The sequence below is a fragment of the Rhodococcus rhodnii NBRC 100604 genome (assembly GCF_001894925.1).
Classification (GTDB): domain Bacteria; phylum Actinomycetota; class Actinomycetes; order Mycobacteriales; family Mycobacteriaceae; genus Rhodococcus_F; species Rhodococcus_F rhodnii.
Genome location: NZ_BCXD01000009.1, coordinates 59460 through 76032 on the forward strand (window position 1 = coordinate 59460; position 16573 = coordinate 76032).

The following is a 16573-nucleotide window of genomic DNA, read 5'->3' on the forward strand; positions in this document are numbered from 1 at the left end:
GGCACACTGGCGGCATGGCGTCCCACAACACTGCGAGTCGGTCGGGCGGGGACACGTCACCGACCAACTCTGCCACCCATTCGCCCACCATCCCGACTCCTTCATTTCGGTTGCCCCTCCTCGGCGACCTGCTGAGCATCGACGTGGCGAAGCCGGTGCAGCGCGAGATGCAGATGGCCCGGAGACTGGGTGGGATCTTCGAGCGCAAGATCATCGCGCATCGCGTGATCGTGGTGTCCGGAGCGGACCTCGTCGCCGAGGTCAACGACGAGGAGAAGTGGGCGAAGTTCCTCGGGCTGCCCTTGCGCAAGCTCCGTGTCATCGCCGGGGACGGGCTGTTCACCGCGTTCAATTCCGAACCCAATTGGGGGCGAGCGCACCGCATCCTGGGTCCGGGGTTCAGTCAGACGTCGATGCGCGGGTATCACGAGTCGATGTGCGCCGTCGTCGACGAACTGCTCACGAGCTGGGATCACGCGGCCGAATCCGGTGAGTACGTCGACGTGGGGCGATCCATGACCGCCCTCACCTTCGACGTCATCGGCCGATGTGGGTTCGGTTACGACTTCGGCAGCTTCACGCGCGACGCCCCGGACCCGTTCGTGGGGGCCATGGGCAGGGCGCTCGAATACGTCAATCGCTCCTCGAACGACATCCCGCTGCTCCGCACGCTCTTCGGGCGTGCTCGGCGAGCGCAGCACGACGCCGATATCGCGCTGATGCGAGAGACCGTCGCCAGGATCGTCGACGAGAGGGAAGCGTCCGGTGACCGACGATCGGACCTGCTCGATCTGATGCTGCACACGGCCGATCCGGACACCGGGGAGCGACTCACGCGCGAGTCGGTGGTCGACCAGGTGCTCACGTTCCTCGTGGCGGGCAACGAGACGACCTCCGCGACATTGGGTTTCGCGTTGCACTTTCTCAGCAGCCATCCCGAGATCGCCGCGGCGGCGCGCGCCGAGGTGCTCGATGTGGCCGGTCCCGACGGCCCGCTGGCGTACGAGCAGATCGGGAAACTCCGCAAGGTCCGGCGAATCGTCGACGAGACGCTCAGGCTGTGGCCTGCGGCGCCGGGATACTTCCGCAAGGTTCGGGCGGACACGACGCTCGGCGAGCACGCGATGCCCGTCGGATCGTGGGTGTTCGTCCTTCTTCCGCAGCTGCATCGGGATCCCGCCTGGGGTCCGGACCCCGAGCGTTTCGACCCGGACCGATTCCTCCCTGCAGCGGTCAGGGAGCGCTCCCCGCACATCTACAAGCCGTGGGGAACCGGGATACGTGCGTGTATCGGCCGCCAGTTCGCGCTCCACGAGGCCGTCCTCGCGTTGGCCTCGATCCTGCGGCGGTACGAGATCGCGCCGGACCCGGATTACACCCTCGACGTGCACGAAGCCATCACGCTCAAACCTCGCGGACTGCGAGTGCGTCCGACGCGTGTGTAGTAGAGGCGTGCCCCGTCGACAACCTGACGGAGCGACGCGGCGAGCGAGGGGAGCGCAATGGGCGTGCAATTGAACGAGTGGATGCTCGTGGAAACGCTGTGCCCCGGAGAAATGTCGGTGATCAGCTGCGGCGGTAATCTTCGCGAGTGGGCTTCGGTGCGTCGAAACGTTCAGCCGGCTCGTGACGTCGACGTCGAATCGATCATCCAGCGGGTACGGGACACTCGTCGCAAGGTCGTCGCAGACGTGACGTCTCGGACCGGTCCGCGTTCGTCATTCCACATCGAAGCGATCCCGGTTCTCGGCCCGTCCGGTGAGACCCACGGCGTGCAGGTGTGGGTAGGCGAGCCCGATGCTGTGGTTCTCCCGCCCGTATCGTCTCCGGCATCGCCTGGCATCTCGAGACGATGTCGATCGCCCAAACGCTCGAAGCATCGATGATGTCCGGAGTCGAACCCGAGGATCATGTCCCGACAAGGACTCCAGCCGAGTACATCGCGAAGTCCGTCAAGTTCGACGGGTCCGCTTCGCTGTTCGAGCTCGCTCTCGACCCCGTCCACGGACGCGCATGGGAATCCCCGATGTCGGTGCTGCACGCTGACGCGCACATCATGAACTGGCACTGCTGGGGGAAGGGCCGGACCGACAGCGGAAACATCGGCATCCGCTTGCTCTGGCACGATGTCACCGACACTCGCGCGCCCGAAACTCCGACACTGCACGAGCTCGGAATGCAGCAGAGCCTCAAGGCAAGTGGCGTACACGCAGCAGTGTTCGAGGCTGATCGGGCGATCCTGGCGATGTGGCTCGCCGAGACGCCGGCATGGGTGCAGTGGCGCAACGTCGCAGGAGCGAACGACGTCGTTCATCCCGACGATGCGCACGTGCTGAGCGAGGCGCTGAAGTCGTTCCGGAGCGGCGACGTGGTACCGCATGCCGCTGTCGCACGTCTGAGAGGTGTGTGTGACTGGGTTCTCGCCGATCTCCACATCCAGCCGTATCCGGGTCCGCTGGGAGACAAGCTCGTGCTGGTACACGTGGACGCTGCTGCCCGAGACGACATGCGCGACAACCCATCACCGACGCGTCCAGGTGCGAGCAGTGGCGACGGCTAGCGCCGCGGACTCCGGGTCGCGGGATGCGGGGACGCTCTGATAGATTCCAGCCCGCACCTCCAGTGGGGGCTTCCTGAGGCTTGAGTCGTCGGCCCCAGATGTGGCACTGCCTTTCGGCTGCGCATGTCGTTCGCGTGCGTCGGTCGACTACATCTGGAGGAACCATGACGACCCGATCCGTGCCACCCGGACAGTTGTTCGAGTTGTGTCGCCAATCGGTCTGCCCCGGAAATCGCGGGCGTTCGCCGCAGCGACACGGTTCGCTTCCCGCAAGGCACTCCACGTGCTGGTCGACCATCCGGTGTTCGGGCCGACGTGAACGATCGGGTACCTCTAGGCCTGGCCCGCCACGCGGTCGTATCGCAGCGCGTGGGTCCGAGCCGGTGTTCGCGGCCCGCGCAGAGTCGAGGCATTGTCCCACTTCGGGTGTTGCCCCACCGCACCGAGCTGTAGGGGGTGAGAACGACACTCCACCCCGGGGGTCTCGTGCCTGTCGTGCGTGCGCAGAACGCGTGTCCGGCGGCCGCTGGACAGCCTGAACCCGTCGCCGAACTGTCGCAGCGGACCGGCAGAGAATCGTCGTGGCACGCAGGGGGTGTCACGGCGGACTGTCGAGAAAGCAGTCTCGAGTGCGTAGGTCGACGGCGCCACGCACACGTCTGGGCTCCGGGGGCGCGTCATCTCGTCGACAGGGGTCGAACAGTCGGATAGCCGGTTGGGGCGATGTCGCGCTCGGTTCGGCCGCGCAGGGATGCCGTCACCACCCCGGTTCCCGTTCGCCCTCGCGCATCCATGCAGATGTGGACAGATGTGTTCGCGCGACGACGGCGTGTCCGCCGCAGTCGATAGGCTGATCGGGTGAGCGATACCAGCCGAGCGGCCGACCGCGACGACGTCACCGGCACCGAGGCGACCGGGCCCGTTGCAGAGGGTTCGGGCGTCGGTGCGCAGGGCGCCGAACCCGCGCCCGCCGCGGCCCCCGACGACGTTCGAGAGCAGTGGAACGAGCTCGCCGAGCTCGTCCGGGGCCATCAGTTCCGCTATTACGTCAAGGACGCGCCGATCATCTCGGACGGCGAGTTCGACGAACTGCTGGGACGGCTCGACGATCTCGAGAACCGGTTCCCGGATCTGCGGACCCCCGACTCGCCGACGCAGCTCGTCGGCGGCGGCTTCGCGACGGACTTCACCGCGGTCGACCATCTCGAGCGGATGCTCAGCCTCGACAACGTCTTCGACGAGGAGTCGCTGCGCACCTGGGTTTCGCGCGTCGAACAGGAGACGGGGCCGGACCTGCACTACCTGTGCGAGGTCAAGATCGACGGCGTCGCGATCGACCTCGTGTACGAGAACGGACGGCTCGTGCGCGCGGGCACCCGTGGCGACGGCCGCACTGGTGAGGACGTCACGCTCAACGCTCGTACCATCGACGACATTCCCGAAACGCTCACGGCCACGGAAGAATTCGCTGTGCCGGCGTTGCTGGAGGTTCGCGGCGAGGTGTTCTTCCGGCTCGAGGACTTCCAGGCGCTCAACGCCTCGCTCGTCGCCGAGGGCAAACCCCCGTTCGCGAATCCGCGCAACTCGGCCGCCGGCTCGCTGCGGCAGAAGAATCCCGCCGTCACCGCGCGGCGCAGGCTCGGCATGATCTGCCACGGACTCGGCGCGGTCGAGGGCTTCGATCCGGCATCGCAGTACGAGGCGTACGTCGCGCTCGCGGCGTGGGGGCTGCCCGTGTCCTCGCACACCGTGCGGGTCCAGGGTGCGGACGCCGTCGTCGAGCGGATGCGGTACTGGGGCGAACACCGGCACGACGTCGAGCACGAGATCGACGGTCTCGTCGTCAAGGTCGACGAAATGTCGCTCCACCGTCGGCTCGGGTCGACGTCCCGTGCTCCGCGCTGGGCGATCGCCTACAAGTATCCGCCCGAGGAGGCGACGACGAAGCTCCTCGACATCAGGGTCGGGGTCGGCCGCACGGGCCGGGTGACGCCGTTCGCGTTCATGGAACCCGTGACGGTCGCGGGCTCGACCGTCGCACGCGCGACCCTCCACAACGCCTCCGAGGTCGTCCGCAAGGGCGTCCTGATCGGCGACACCGTCGTGATCCGCAAGGCCGGCGACGTCATCCCCGAGGTGCTCGGGCCCGTCGTCGACGTCCGGACGGGCGACGAGCGCGCGTTCGTCATGCCGACCCACTGCCCCGAGTGCGGCACCGAACTCGCCCCGGCGAAGGAGGGCGACGCCGACATCCGCTGCCCCAACGGCCGCTCGTGCCCGGGCCAGCTGCGCGAGCGCGTGTTCTACGTCGCCGGTCGAGGGGCGTTCGACATCGAGGCGCTCGGCTACGAGGCGGCGACGGCGCTGCTCGACGCGGACGTCATCGTCAACGAGGGCGACCTGTTCTCGCTCGGCGAGGACGACCTGCTCCGGACGTCGCTGTTCCGCAACGACGACGGCGCGCTCTCGGCGAACGGCCGCCGCCTGCTCGCGAATCTCGCGAGTGCCCGCGACAAGCCGCTCTGGCGCGTCCTCGTCGCGTTGTCCATCCGGCACGTCGGCCCGACTGCGGCACGCGCGCTCGCGACGGAGTTCGGGTCGCTCGACCGCATCCGGGAGGCGTCCGCCGACGAACTCGCCGCCGTCGACGGGGTCGGCGCCACGATCGCGAACGCTGTCACGGAGTGGTTCGACGTGGACTGGCATCGCGAGATCGTCGACAAGTGGGCCGCGGCCGGCGTGCGGATGGAAGACGAGCGCGACGACTCCATTCCGCGGAATCTCGAAGGGCTGTCGATCGTCGTCACCGGCTCGCTCGAACGCTTCTCGCGTGACGGGGCGAAGGAGGCGATCCTGGCGCGCGGCGGTAAGGCCGCCGGGTCGGTCTCGAAGAAGACGGCGTTCGTCGTCGTAGGGGAGTCGCCGGGCTCGAAGTACGACAAGGCCGTCGATCTCGGGGTCCCGGTTCTCGACGAGGCCGGTTTCGAGGTGCTGCTCGACGCGGGCCCCGACGCCGTCACGCCGCTCGAGGCTCCGACGGAGGGCGAGCAGTGACGGTGGCATCGGTCCGGGAGAACGGCACAGTGCGTATCCGCTCTGCAACGCCCGCGGATTTCCCGAGCATCGCCCGGCTGACCGTCGACGTGTACGTGCAGGGCGGATTCGTGGATCCCGAGGGCACCTACGTCGAGGTGCTGCGCGACTGCGCCGCGCGGTCGCGGGCCGCCGAGATCGTGGTGGCGGAGATCGCCGGTGAGATCGTCGGATCGGTCACGATCGCGCAGCCACCGTCGGTGTACGCCCAGGTCGCCCGCGACGACGAACTCGAGTTCCGGATGCTCGCGGTCTCACCGCTCGCACGGCGTACGGGCGCCGGATCCCGGCTCGTCGAGCATGTCGTCGAGACAGCTCGGGCCCGCGGTCTCGGTGGCGTCGCGCTCTCGACCGAAGCCGTGATGGCCGACGCGCGGCGAATCTACGAGCGGCTCGGTTTCGTCCGGACGTCCGAGCGCGACTGGAGCCCGGTCCCGGGCGCGTGGACCTCGAGATTCTGGTGCTGCGGTGGCCGTGAACCGTCAGTCCAGGACGGTCGCGACGATCCCCGCGAAGTAGCCGAGCCGCGCGATCTCCGACGGCCGGAACTCGGGTCCACCGGGGCGGCCGAGCACGAGCGCCTTCTCGGGCACGCCGAGCGGCGCGGCAGCGAGGGCGGTGTCCATCTCGCGCCAGATCGGTGGCACCCAGTCGGCCTGGCCGTCGAGCGCCACGGTCTTCTCGAGCGGAAGCCACGGGACGTCCGTCGCGTGGGTCTCCGGCGCCCCCGGGCTCCCGACGATGCGGTAGGCCCCCGTCTCGCCCTGTGCGACGACGGTGGCCCAGCCGACGCGCAGTACCCGGGGCGCGCCGTCGACGAGGATCTGCAGGGTGTCGCGCGGTGCGCCCGCGACCTGATCGATCAGTTCGAGTTCGCGGTGGGTGTCGAGGATGCCGTTGTACGGGCGGATCGAGTCGACGCGGACGTCGGGCAGCGACTCGGCCGCGGTGATGAGCGTGTCGGGCAGCTTGCCGGGTTCGACGTCGACGACGAGATCGTCGATCGCGAATCCCGCCCCGCGTTCGACGACGTCGAGAGACAGGATGTCGCCGCCGACCGACCCGAGCGCGACTGCCAGCGACCCGAGGCTGCCGGGTCGATCGGGGAGTTGAACGCGAAGCAGGTACGACACACGAAGCCTTTCACCCGGTGCGGGAGTCGACTGCCCCCGCCGTGACGGGATCTCACGGTAGCCCAGCCGACTCGGCGGCGTCGGCTCACACCGCACACCGTCGAGTACGGGCTGTGCGCGTGAGCGGTGGGCCACGCACTACTCTGGAGAGGCTCGCCGGATCCACATGTGGCGGCGAGAGCCTGACGAACCGTCGGCGACACGATGTTCAGCAACACGATGCGAAAGGGGCCCAGCGGTGCCTGCCATCTCCCGCGACGAGGTCGCGCACCTCGCGCGGCTGTCCCGCTTGGCGCTGTCCGACGCCGAACTCGACGAGTTCGCCGGTCAGCTCGATGCGATTCTCGAGCACGTCAAGACCGTCAGCGAGGTCGCCACCGCGGACGTTCCCGCGATGGCGAACCCCAACGCGGTCGCGAACGTCACACGGCCGGACGAGATCGTGCCGTCCCTCACGCAGGACGACGCGCTCTCGGGCGCGCCCGCCGTCGACGAGGGCCGGTTCTCGGTTCCGCGCATCCTGGGAGAGGGCGAATGAGCAGCGAACTGACGACGCTCGGCGCGGCGGAACTCGCGTCGCGAATCCACGCGGGTGAGGTGTCCTCGGTCGAGGTGACCGAGGCACATCTGACCCGGATCGCTGACGTCGACGGCGAGATCAACGCGTTCCTGCATGTCGCGGGCGAGCAGGCGCTCGTCACCGCGAAGCAGGTCGACGACGCCGTGGCCGCGGGGGAGCGCCCGGCGTCGGCGCTCGCGGGTGTTCCGCTCGCACTCAAGGACATCTTCGCGACGACGGACATGCCCACGACGTGCGGTTCGAAGATCCTCGAGGGCTGGACCGCGCCCTACGAGTCGACGGTGAGCGCGTCGCTGCGCGCCGCGGGGATCCCGATCCTGGGCAAGACCAATCTCGACGAGTTCGCGATGGGCTCGTCGACGGAGAACTCCGCGTACGGCCCGACGCGCAATCCGTGGGACACCTCGCGGATCCCGGGTGGTTCGGGTGGCGGCAGCGCCGCGGCTCTCGCCTCGCGCCAGGCGCCGCTCGCGATCGGCACCGACACCGGCGGATCGATCCGTCAGCCCGCTGCCGTGACCGCGACGGTGGGGACGAAGCCGACCTACGGCACGGTGTCGCGGTACGGCCTCGTGGCGTGTGCGTCGTCGCTCGATCAGGCCGGCCCGTGCGGCCGCTCGGTGCTCGACACCGCGCTGCTGCACGAGATCATCGCGGGGCACGATCCGCGCGATTCGACGTCGGCGAACGTCCCGGTGCGGCCGGTCGTGGCCGCCGCTCGTGAGGGCGCGACGGGTTCGCTGAAGGGCGTGCGCGTCGGCGTCGTGAAGGAACTGCACTCCGACAGCTATCAGGACGGCGTTCTCGCGTCGTTCGACACCGCGGTGCAGACGTTGAAGGATCTGGGCGCCGAGGTGATCGAGGTCTCGTGCCCGAGTTTCGTGCACGCGCTCGCGGCGTACTACCTGATCCTGCCGAGCGAGGTGTCGTCGAACCTCGCCCGGTTCGACGCGATGCGCTACGGGCTGCGGGTCGACGACGGCTCGATGAGCGCCGAGCAGGTCATGGCGGCGACGCGTGCCGCGGGCTTCGGCCCGGAGGTCAAGCGCCGCATCATGATCGGGACGTACGCGCTCTCGGCCGGCTACTACGACGCCTACTACGGCTCGGCGTCGAAGGTGCGCACCCTCATCGCTCGCGACTACGAGCGGGCCTACGAGCAGGTCGACGTGCTGGTCGCGCCGACGAGCCCGTTCACGCCGTGGAAGCTCGGCGAGAAGGTCGACGATCCGCTCGCGATGTACCTGTCCGACCTGTGCACGCTGCCGACGAACCTCGCCGGTCACTGCGCGATGTCGGTGCCCTCGGGCCTGTCCGAGGAGGACGGCCTGCCAGTCGGGCTGCAGATCATGGCGCCCGCGCACGCGGACGAGCGGCTCTACCGCGTCGGCGCGGCGTACGAGGTCGCGCGCGGCCCGATGGCGGCGCCCGCGCTCTGAACGACGTCACTCTGCTGCGACGGCAGGGCATCGCGACGGCACTCGGCCATCGCGGTGCCCTGCCGTTCGTCGTAGCGATGGCCGTGGCCCGCCGGAACGTTCAGCGACACGAGCAGATCGACCGTCGTCTGCACGAAGCTCACCACCGGAATCCACTGCGGGGCCGGAGCATCGTGGGTCGTGGCCGCCGCGTCCGGCGGCCGGACGAGCAGATCGGCCGACCACACCGGAACGGGATCGGATCCGTTGGCGAGAACGGTGCCGGACGAGAGCGGCGTCCCGGGCGGCGGGCCCACCCACACCGCGCTGCACACGTCAGCGCGGTACGGGCTGGACGCGACGGCGCGCGCACCCCCGAGTGCACCGAGGCTCTGCCCGTACACGTGGAGCGACGGGCGCGAGGCAACGGGGAGCAGCCGTAGCCGCGCGGCGACCGCGTCGAGGACGGCGCGTGCGCTCTTTTCCGCCGAATCGCGTTGCGTGAGAAAGCTGTACCAGCTCGGGGTGTCGGTGTACTGCGTCGCGACGACGGCGACGTCGCCGCCGAAGCGTTGCCGGATCCCGGCGAGCGCCGCGGCGTCGATCCAGCCGGAGCCCGTGGGAACCGCGACGACGATCGCAGAGCGCTCGAGTGCGCCGGACCTCTCGAGTTCGTCGACCGCGAGCGACGCGCGGGTACTCGCTGTGGGTGCCTCGGCGAGCGCGACGTAGGTCGAGGCCGCCTCCGCTGCAGCGGCATTGGCCGGATTCGCGGAGACGGCAGTGGGTGCGCCGACGATCGCCACGACGACGGACGTCGCGGCCGCGACGGCGACGGCGCGTACGGCTCCCCAGCGGCGTACGAGCGACGTTGCGGCTCGTGCCGCACCCAGCGCGAGCGCCGTCACCGCGCCGGCGGTCGCCGCGGCGACGAGCCAGTGGGCCGCGCCCGCTGCGGGCATCTCCATCGCCGAGCGGAGGCCGTTGTGCCACCGGACTGCTCGCGCCGCGGAGATCGTCACGACGGCGAGCGCGACCACGGCGACCGCGAACCGCAGGCCCTGCGGTGGTGTCGTCGTGACGACCCGCCGTGCCACCGCGGACACGGCGAACGCCACGACGAGGGCGAGAGCGAGCAGAATGCCCTCGACGATCGCGGGACGGGGCAGCATCGACGGGGCGAGTGCGGTGGCGAGCGCCGCCGCGGCGGCGAGACTCGTCGTCACCCGCGGCGGTGTCACGCCCGGCCTCCCGTCAGGTGACGGCGCCCCAGCAGTACCACGGCGCCCGACGCGAGAACTCCGGTGACGAGCGCGATCTGCTTCGACTCGTCGACCGGGACGCCGTAGCCCTGCCGCCAGGAGTTCGCCTCGACGGCGGTGGTGGCGACGGCCGCGGCAGCGCGGCAGGTCGTGCCCGACAGGCCCTCGGGGGGATTCGAGCACACGGCCGCGAGGTCGTCGGCGAACGCGGCGTCGTAGCCCTGCCGGACCGACTGCGGCGGTGGCGTTCCGACCGCGGCACGATAGCGCAGGTAGTCGTAGCCGTAGTCGTGCCTGCGGCAGCTCGCGTCGAAGGCCTCGGGCAGCGGAACGGGTGACGAGCACGAGCCCGTGGGATTGCTGAGGCGACCGCCGTCGATCTCGGGGGAGTAGCCCATCACGGCGTCGAACGACGCCGTCGCCGCCGGCGTGTTCGGCAGCGCGGCCGCACTCGCACTCGACATGCCGGCGACGGCCGCCGACACGACCGCGACGCCGCCCAGCACGAGTGCGCCGCGATGACGTGACGGCCTGCGTACCCGCGATCCCGATCGCTTCGTTGTGGTCATGAACGGGACGCTACGAACGCCCGGCACCAGGTCACATCGGCTCCGAGAGCCGTTCCGGACTGCCCCGCCGGGTGTGCCCGCACGACGGTGTCACCCCACCGTAGGGGCGTGATCTCACTCCCGAGTACGACGACGCGAGCGGCCGCGAACTCTAGTGTCGAGGCATGAAGTCACCACTGCGTCGGGGCACGACGTCACGACGCGAGCGGAACCGGGACGGCGGGAAGCGGACCGGGTCGCGCATCGGCGCCGTCAGGACCTGGGCGGGCCGGCTCGGCATCGTCCGGTGGATCGACGTGCTGTTCGCCCTCACCGCGCTCGTGCTCTACATCGTGTCGTGGTCGACGATGCACCTGACGCACTCGGTGCCGTATCCGGTGCAGCCGTTCGTGGCGCTCGCCGTCGCCGGGCCGGTGGTGTTCACGCGCACCGCGCCGGCGTTCGGCTGGGCGGCGTCCGCGCTCGCCGCCCTCGTGTACGTGACCGTGTTCCCGACGACCGATGCCGTGATGTACGCGTATCCGTGGCAGGTCGTCCACATCATCGCGCTGCTCGTGCTCGTCGCCGGGGTCGCGGCGCGCGAAGCGCTCCCGGTCGTCGGCGTCGTGTGGCTCGCGACGGGCGCGCTCTTCTGGCTCTACGTACCCGGCGCCGACGGTCCGGGCTGGGCCGTGGGGTTGTCGGTGCTCGTCGCGTTCTCGCTGCTCGTGCGGTGGCTCGCGCGCTCGCGCAAACAGCTTGCCGTGCAGGAGGAGATCGGCGAACTGGAACGGGCCCGGCGCGCGATCCTCGAAGAACGCACCCGTATCGCACGGGACCTGCACGACGTCGTCGCGCATCACATGTCGATGGTCGTCGTCCAGGCGCAGAGCGCGCGGTACCGGCTCGACGGCGTGACCGACGAGATCGCAGCGGAATTCGACTCGATCGGCTCGTCCGGCAGGGCGGCGCTCGACGAGATCCGCGGGATGCTCGGCGTACTGCGCAGCGACGGCCAGCACCCCGAGGACGCGCCGCAGCCGTCCGCGCTCGACGTTCCCGCGCTCGTCGAGGGCAGCAAGCGCGCCGGAATCGACGTCCACGCCGACATCTCGGGTGATCCGGCGGTCATGGCGGACGCGCCCGGGATGGTGGTGTACCGGATCGTCCAGGAGTCGCTCGCGAACGGTGCGCGGCACGCGCCGGGAGCCCGGATCGACGTCACGATGGACTTCGGTCACGACGGCGTGCACCTCCGCGTCGTCAACGGCCCGGGACTCGTTCCCGCACAACCGGGGACGAGCGGCGGTACCGGAATCGAGGGAATGCAGGAACGGGCGCGCGCCGTCGGCGGGTCCGTGATCGCGAGGCCCACGGGTGACGGCGGTTTCGCGGTCACGGCGTCGATCCCGTCGGGTGGTGTGGTCGGTGTCGCCGCACCGAGCCGCGACGCCGCTTCGTAGAGTGTGACGAGTGACGATCACGGTGCTCATCGCGGACGACCAGGCGATGGTGCGGCAGGGTTTCGGCGCGCTGCTCGCGGCGCAGCCGGACATCTCGGTGGTCGGGGACGCCGCCGATGGCGCCGAAGCGATCCGTGAAGTGACGCGGCTGCGACCCGACGTCGTCCTCATGGACGTCCGGATGCCCGGGACGAACGGTCTCGACGCGGCACGCGCGATCCTCGCCGCGCATCTCGACCCCGCGCCGCGTGTGCTCATGCTCACGACGTTCGACATCGACGAATACGTGTACGCCGCACTCGAAATCGGGGCGAGCGGGTTCCTGCTCAAGGACGCGCCCGCCGACGAACTCGTCCGCGCGGTGCGGGTCGTCGCGGCGGGCGACGCGCTGCTCGCGCCCACAGTCACGCGCCGGCTCATCGCGGACGTCGTGTCGCGGCACCCCGGACACCGGCTCGACACCCGGCGGCTCGATGCTCTCACCCCCCGCGAGCGCGAGGTCCTCGAAGCGATCGCCCGGGGGCTCTCCAACAGCGAGATCGCCGCCGAGATGTTCGTCGCGGAACAGACCGTGAAGACGCACGTGGGGAAGGTGCTCGCGAAGCTCGGGTTGCGTGACCGCGCTCAGGCCGTCGTCGTCGCGTACGAGACGGGGCTCGTCGTCCCGGGGTGACGAGCACTTCGTCCCCGGCCGTCGGCCCCGTCGTCCTTCGACGCGCACCGCGCCGACCGACTAGGTTCGTGAGGCAAGGGGATCGGCCGACGGGGCCCGTCGGCGTCCGACACTGTCCGGGAGCGAGGAGAGCACATGCGTATCGGAGTCCTCACGGGTGGCGGCGACTGCCCGGGCCTGAACGCGGTGATCCGCTCGATCGTGCGGCGCGCAGCGCAGGAGTACGACAGCAGCGTCGTCGGCTTCCGCGACGGGTGGCGGGGGCTGCTCGAGGACAGCCATCGCGAACTCGCGGCGGACGAACGGATCGACCGGATCCTCACCCGCGGCGGCACAATCCTCGGGACGGCGCGCGTCAACCCGAAACGGCTGCGCGACGGACTGCCACAGATCCGCAAGACGCTGCAGGACAACGGCGTGGACGCGCTCATCCCGATCGGTGGCGAGGGAACGCTCACGGCCGCGCACTGGCTCGCCGAGTCCGGGGTGCCCGTCGTGGGCGTGCCGAAGACCATCGACAACGACATCGACCGCACCGACGTCACGTTCGGTTTCGACACCGCGCTCACCGTCGCGACCGAGGCGATCGATCGCCTGCACACCACGGCGGAATCGCATCAGCGCGTCATGCTCGTCGAGGTCATGGGCCGGCACGCGGGATGGATCGCGCTGCACGCCGGGCTCGCCGGCGGCGCGCACCTGACGCTGATCCCCGAGGTGCCGTTCGACGTGGCGGACGTGTGCGATCGCATCGCACGGCGCTTCGAGCGCGGCGACAAGCACTTCATCTGCGTCGTCGCCGAGGGTGCGATGCCGCTCGCCGGGTCGATGCAGTTCCGTGAGGGCGGCATCGACGAGTTCGGGCACAAGATCTTCACCGGCGTCGCACAGCAACTGGGCGACGAGATCGAACGCAGGATCGGGATGGAGGTGCGTTCGACCGTCCTCGGCTACACCCAGCGCGGCGGTACGCCCACCGCCTACGACCGCGTGCTGGCGACGCGGTTCGGCCTCCACGCGACCGATGCGGTCCATGCGGGCGACTTCGGCACCATGGTCGCGCTCCACGGGACGTCGATCGACCTCGTCCCGCTCGCGGACGCGACGCGCGAACTCAAGACCGTCCCACGGGAGCGGTACGCCGAGTCGGTGGCGCTCTTCGCGTGACCGCGTTACCCCCGGCCGCGGCCGGAGAATAAACTCGGGCACATGACTGCGCTGGATGCTCCGGAGATCCTCGACTACGACGACGTGCTCGCCGCATACGATCCCGTGCTCGGTATGGAGGTCCACGTCGAGCTCGGAACGCAGACCAAGATGTTCTGCGGCTGCCCGACGGCGTTCGGCGCCGAGCCCAACACCCAGGTGTGCCCGGTGTGTCTCGGGATGCCGGGTGCGCTGCCCGTCGTCAACCAGGCGGCGGTCGAGTCGGCGATCCGGATCGGCCTCGCGCTGAACTGCTCGATCACGCCGCGCGGCCGTTTCGCGCGCAAGAACTACTTCTACCCGGACCAGCCGAAGAACTACCAGATCTCGCAGTACGACGAGCCCATCGCGCACGACGGCTTCCTCGACGTCGTCCTCGACGACGGTACGACGTGGCGCGTCGACATCGAGCGCGCGCACATGGAGGAGGACACCGGAAAGTCGCTGCACGTCGGCGGCGCGACCGGGCGCATCCACGGCGCGTCCCACTCGCTGCTCGACTACAACCGCGCGGGCGTCCCGCTCGTCGAGATCGTCACCAAGCCGATCACCGGGGCGGGGGAGCGTGCTCCCGAGGTCGCCCGCGCCTACGTCACGGCGCTGCGTGACCTGCTGCGCGCGCTCGAGGTCTCGGACGTGCGCATGGACCAGGGCTCGTTGCGCTGCGACGCGAACGTCTCGCTCATGCCCAAGGGAGCGAGCGAATTCGGTACCCGCACCGAGACGAAGAACGTCAACTCGCTCAAGAGTGTCGAGGTCGCGGTGCGCTACGAGATGCGCCGTCAGGGCGCGGTGCTGCGCGGCGGCGGCGAGGTGATCCAGGAGACGCGGCACTTCCAGGAGGGCGACGGCACGACGTCGCCCGGCCGCCGGAAGGAGACCGCCGAGGACTACCGGTACTTCCCGGAGCCCGATCTCGAGCCCGTCGCGCCCGACGCCGAGTGGATCGAGGAACTGCGCGAGACGCTTCCCGAGCTCCCGTGGCTGCGCCGCGCACGGATCCAGGAGGAGTGGGGGGTCTCCGCCGAGGTCATGCGCGACCTCGTCAACGCGGGCGCACTCGAACTCGTCATCGCGACGACCGAGGCCGGCGCACCCGCCGACGCCGCGCGGTCGTGGTGGGTCTCGTACCTCACGCAGCAGGCGAACACGCGCGGCGTCGAGCTCGTGGAGCTGGCGATCACGCCGGTGCAGGTCGCCGAGGTCGTCGACCTCGTCGCGGACGGGACACTGAACAACAAGGTCGCGCGGCAGGTCGTCGACTTCGTGCTCGACGGCGAGGGTGATCCGCGGGCGATCGTCGCTGCGCGCGGTCTCGCGGTCGAGCGCGACGACACCAAGCTCCAGGCCGCCGTCGACGAGGCGCTCGCCGCGAACCCCGACATCGCCGACAAGATCCGCGGCGGCAAGGTCGCGGCCGCGGGCAAGATCGTCGGCGACGTCATGAAGGCGACGCGCGGGCAGGCCGATCCCGCCCGCGTCAAGGAACTGGTGCTCGCCGCCTGCGGCGCCTGATCAGTCGAACCCGCCGCCGCCGGACGGTGGCGGGATCTTCACGACGCGGTCGTCGGTCGGTGTCGGGTCGGCAGCGAGCTTGTTGACGGTGCCGGCCCAGATCTCGCCGGTCGGCGACACCGCGGCGCCGCTCAGCGCGCCGTAGCGGTTCTGCGCGAGCAGGCCCGGTGCGGTCGTGACGGCGCCGCTGCCGTCGACGCCGAGGGCCGCGAGGGCCCTGCCGTGTTCGAGCGAGACCGCGACGACCCCGCCCGCGGCGGCGCAGTGTGCGACGCCGGGCCGGTCGGGCCACGTCCACACCGATCCCGCGACGGCCCCGTCGCTGCCGATCCGCATCAGGCGGTCCTCGAGCGCGCCGCGATCGGTCACCCACGTCGCGAGGCCGGGTTCGGTGCACACTCCGCCCGGGGCGGCGAGCCCCGTCGTCACGATCTCGGGACGCTCGGACGTGCCGGGGGTGAGGGCACGCACCCGCAACACCTTGCCCGCGAGCGACGACGGATCGGCGGCCGCCGCGGGATCGCCCGCATCTCCCGTCGCGACCATGAGCTCGCCGGGCCCGGCGAACGCGAGTCCGCCCGAATTCGCCTCGCCGCCACGGGGGATCCCCGTGAGCACGGGCTTGGGGACGTCGCCCGGCGCGATCCGGACGACGCGATGGTCGCTCGCCGTCGCGACGTAGGCGTAGATCAGCCGATCCTCTTCGTACGTCGGCGAGAGCGCGATGTCGAGCAGGCCGCCGCCCGAGTCCACGTCCACGCGGGCGGTCTCGACGGGCTCGCTGCCCTGAGCGACCCGGAGGATGCGTCCCGTCGTGCGCTCGGCCACCAGCGCCGTCTCGCCGTCGTGGAGCACGACGAGCCCGCCGGTCGGTTCGAGGCACGTCGCGACGACGGACGGATCGGCGTCCTCGCACGGGCCGAGCGGCCCGGGCGGTGTGTTCTGCTCGGGCGTCGTCGTGGGTGCCGGCGGGCTCTCGGGCTGCACCTCACCGATGGGGGCGTCCGCGGGTTCCGGCGTGAAGGGGGACGACGCCGAGTCGTCGAACCGTGCGCATCCCGCCGCGACGAGGACCGCGGCGGACACCGCGACGATGCGCGGCAGCATGCGCGGGCGCATCGG

At 70.3% G+C, this 16573-nt stretch carries 14 protein-coding genes and 1 pseudogene; 11 read left to right on the plus strand and 4 right to left on the minus strand.

Going from position 1 to position 16573, the window contains the following annotated elements; translation table 11 throughout:
• The first annotated feature begins 14 nt into the window (after window positions 1-14).
• From RR1_RS08125 to RR1_RS08140, 5 genes and pseudogenes are all read left to right on the plus strand, one after another.
• Entirely contained in the window at window positions 15-1445 is a 1431-nt protein-coding gene (locus tag RR1_RS08125) for a cytochrome P450 (protein WP_010838469.1), read from the plus strand.
• 81 nt (window positions 1446-1526) lie between these two features.
• Window positions 1527-1886, plus strand: coding sequence for a GAF domain-containing protein (locus RR1_RS23100; protein ID WP_371836782.1), 360 nt, complete (start codon window positions 1527-1529; stop codon window positions 1884-1886).
• Window positions 1853-2560 carry a hypothetical protein gene (locus RR1_RS08130; protein WP_010838471.1) on the plus strand — a complete coding sequence of 236 codons (708 nt, stop codon included), beginning with the start codon at window positions 1853-1855 and terminating at the stop codon, window positions 2558-2560. Before RR1_RS23100 ends, RR1_RS08130 begins: the two co-directional genes overlap by 34 nt.
• 858 nt (window positions 2561-3418) lie before the next feature.
• Window positions 3419-5614, plus strand: coding sequence for an NAD-dependent DNA ligase LigA (gene ligA / locus RR1_RS08135; protein WP_010838474.1), 2196 nt, complete (start codon window positions 3419-3421; stop codon window positions 5612-5614).
• 29 nt (window positions 5615-5643) lie between these two features.
• Window positions 5644-6093, plus strand: a pseudogene (locus RR1_RS08140) (GNAT family N-acetyltransferase); the annotation flags it as partial.
• Window positions 6094-6135: 42 nt separating this feature from the next.
• Here the strand turns inward: RR1_RS08140 and RR1_RS08145 are convergent.
• Window positions 6136-6786 (minus strand): ACT domain-containing protein, encoded by a 651-nt coding sequence (locus RR1_RS08145; protein ID WP_040773460.1) that lies wholly within the window; start codon window positions 6784-6786, stop codon window positions 6136-6138.
• A 238-nt stretch (window positions 6787-7024) separates the two neighbouring features.
• Here RR1_RS08145 and gatC point away from each other — a divergent pair, with 238 nt between their 5' ends.
• A complete protein-coding gene (gatC, locus tag RR1_RS08150; protein WP_010838476.1) occupies window positions 7025-7324 on the plus strand; it encodes an Asp-tRNA(Asn)/Glu-tRNA(Gln) amidotransferase subunit GatC in 300 nt (99 codons plus the stop codon).
• Complete coding sequence (gene gatA, locus RR1_RS08155; RefSeq protein WP_010838477.1) at window positions 7321-8805, plus strand: Asp-tRNA(Asn)/Glu-tRNA(Gln) amidotransferase subunit GatA; 1485 nt, start codon at window positions 7321-7323, stop codon at window positions 8803-8805. Before gatC ends, gatA begins: the two co-directional genes overlap by 4 nt.
• On the opposite strand, the gene RR1_RS08160 is transcribed toward gatA, so the two are convergent.
• Both RR1_RS08160 and RR1_RS08165 read right to left on the minus strand, forming a co-directional pair.
• Window positions 8745-10025 carry an alpha/beta-hydrolase family protein gene (locus RR1_RS08160; protein ID WP_143153769.1) on the minus strand — a complete coding sequence of 427 codons (1281 nt, stop codon included), beginning with the start codon at window positions 10023-10025 and terminating at the stop codon, window positions 8745-8747. The genes gatA and RR1_RS08160 overlap by 61 nt on opposite strands.
• A complete protein-coding gene (locus RR1_RS08165; protein ID WP_010838478.1) occupies window positions 10022-10615 on the minus strand; it encodes a phospholipase A2 in 594 nt (197 codons plus the stop codon). Before RR1_RS08165 ends, RR1_RS08160 begins: the two co-directional genes overlap by 4 nt.
• A 164-nt stretch (window positions 10616-10779) precedes the next feature.
• Between RR1_RS08165 and RR1_RS08170 the strand changes: the two genes are divergently transcribed.
• The 4 genes from RR1_RS08170 to gatB all read left to right on the plus strand — a co-directional run bounded on the left by RR1_RS08170 (window position 10780) and on the right by gatB (window position 15451).
• A complete protein-coding gene (locus tag RR1_RS08170; RefSeq protein ID WP_010838479.1) occupies window positions 10780-12057 on the plus strand; it encodes a sensor histidine kinase in 1278 nt (425 codons plus the stop codon).
• Between the two features lie 10 nt (window positions 12058-12067).
• Window positions 12068-12730, plus strand: a complete 663-nt coding sequence (locus tag RR1_RS08175; RefSeq protein ID WP_010838480.1) for a response regulator — start codon at window positions 12068-12070, stop codon at window positions 12728-12730.
• A gap of 135 nt (window positions 12731-12865) precedes the next feature.
• The gene (locus RR1_RS08180; RefSeq protein ID WP_010838481.1) at window positions 12866-13897 is read left to right on the plus strand and encodes a 6-phosphofructokinase; all 1032 of its coding nucleotides are present in this window, start codon (window positions 12866-12868) and stop codon (window positions 13895-13897) included.
• Between the two features lie 42 nt (window positions 13898-13939).
• Entirely contained in the window at window positions 13940-15451 is a 1512-nt protein-coding gene (gene gatB / locus RR1_RS08185; RefSeq protein WP_010838482.1) for an Asp-tRNA(Asn)/Glu-tRNA(Gln) amidotransferase subunit GatB, read from the plus strand.
• Here gatB and RR1_RS08190 read toward each other — a convergent pair whose 3' ends face one another.
• Window positions 15452-16558: a PQQ-dependent sugar dehydrogenase gene (locus RR1_RS08190; protein WP_010838483.1), complete on the minus strand. Its 1107-nt coding sequence runs from the start codon at window positions 16556-16558 to the stop codon at window positions 15452-15454.
• Between the last annotated feature and the right edge of the window lie 15 nt (window positions 16559-16573).